Below are 1820 nucleotides of genomic sequence, written 5' to 3'. Positions count from 1 at the left end.
GGCAGCATAGGATCACTGATTTCACCCTTACGGGCTACCCATCGGGTCTCAGGCATCATGAACGACGGATTTGCCTATCGTTCGCCCTACATCCTTAGACCGGGTCAACCATCGCCCGGCTCAGCTACCTTCCTGCGTCACACCTGTTAATACGCTAACCGCACCAGCATAGGGTCGCACGCTAGGCCCCACGCTTCACCCCGAAGGGATCCATCTAGGGGATTCAGATGCTTAGCATTACTGGATTAGCTTGGGCGGTTTTTCGTCAGTACGGGAATATCAACCCGTTGTCCATCGACTACGCCTGTCGGCCTCGCCTTAGGTCCCGACTTACCCAGGGCGGATTAGCCTGGCCCTGGAACCCTTGATCTTTCGGAGGACGGGTTTCTCACCCGTCTTTCGCTACTCATGCCTGCATTCTCACTCGTGTGGCCTCCACGGCTGGTTTACACCGCCGCTTCGCTGGCCACACGACGCTCTCCTACCCATCAACACGGCTGAACCAACACCACAAGGGTGTTAGCTAACCAAAAATATCAATGCCACAACTTCGGTGGCGTGCTTGAGCCCCGTTACATTGTCGGCGCGGAATCACTTGACCAGTGAGCTATTACGCACTCTTTCAAGGGTGGCTGCTTCTAAGCCAACCTCCTGGTTGTCTGTGCAACTCCACATCCTTTCCCACTTAGCACGCGCTTTGGGACCTTAGTTGGTGGTCTGGGTTGTTTCCCTCTCGACGATGAAGCTTATCCCCCACCGTCTCACTGCTGCGCTCTCACTTACCGGCATTCGGAGTTTGGCTGACGTCAGTAAGCTTTTAGGCCCCATCGGCCATCCAGTAGCTCTACCTCCGGCAAGAAACACGCAACGCTGCACCTAAATGCATTTCGGAGAGAACCAGCTATCACGAAGTTTGATTGGCCTTTCACCCCTATCCACAGCTCATCCCCTCCATTTTCAACTGAAGTGGGTTCGGTCCTCCACGACGTCTTACCGTCGCTTCAACCTGGCCATGGATAGATCACTTCGCTTCGGGTCTAGGACATGCGACTGAATCGCCCTATTCAGACTCGCTTTCGCTACGCATTCCCCTCTCGGGTTAAGCTCGCCACATATCACTAACTCGCAGGCTCATTCTTCAAAAGGCACGCTGTCACCAGAACAAAGCTGGCTCCAACGGTTTGTAAGCAAACGGTTTCAGGTACTATTTCACTCCCCTCCCGGGGTACTTTTCACCTTTCCCTCACGGTACTTGTTCACTATCGGTCATGTAGGAGTATTTAGGCTTATCAGGTGGTCCTGACGGATTCACACGGGATTTCTCGGGCCCCGTGCTACTTGGGATACTTCTCGGGCGATTGCTGCATTTCGACTACGGGGTTCGCACCCTCTATGACCAGGCTTTCAATCCTGTTCGTCTATACAACGTTCTAACCCTTACCATTCGGTAGAATAGGCAGAAAAGTCCCGCAACCCCGACCATGCAACGCCTACCGGCTATCACACATGATCGGTTTAGCCTCATCCGGGTTCGCTCGCCACTACTAACGGAATCACTGTTGTTTTCTCTTCCTGTGGGTACTGAGATGTTTCACTTCCCCACGTTCCCTCTACCCGCCCTATATATTCAGGCGGGAGTCACCAGGTCACCTCACGGGCCTGGCGGGGTTTCCCCATTCGGACATCCTCGGATCACAGTTCGTTTATCAACTCCCCGAGGCTTATCGCAGATTACTACGTCCTTCTTCGGCTCTACATGCCAAGGCATTCACCGTTTGCTCTTAAAAATTTGAAATCACATGAGTTTGAATCGATTAAGT

At 53.2% G+C, this 1820-nt stretch carries 1 rRNA gene; it reads right to left on the bottom strand.

The features are described 5' to 3' along the window. Positions 1-1795 (bottom strand): 23S ribosomal RNA (locus tag E3T51_RS16610); the annotation flags it as partial. Positions 1796-1820 lie beyond the last annotated feature (25 nt).

The organism is Cryobacterium serini (genome assembly GCF_004404025.1).
Taxonomy (GTDB): domain Bacteria; phylum Actinomycetota; class Actinomycetes; order Actinomycetales; family Microbacteriaceae; genus Cryobacterium; species Cryobacterium serini.
This window is presented reverse-complemented; position numbering and strand designations above follow the sequence as displayed.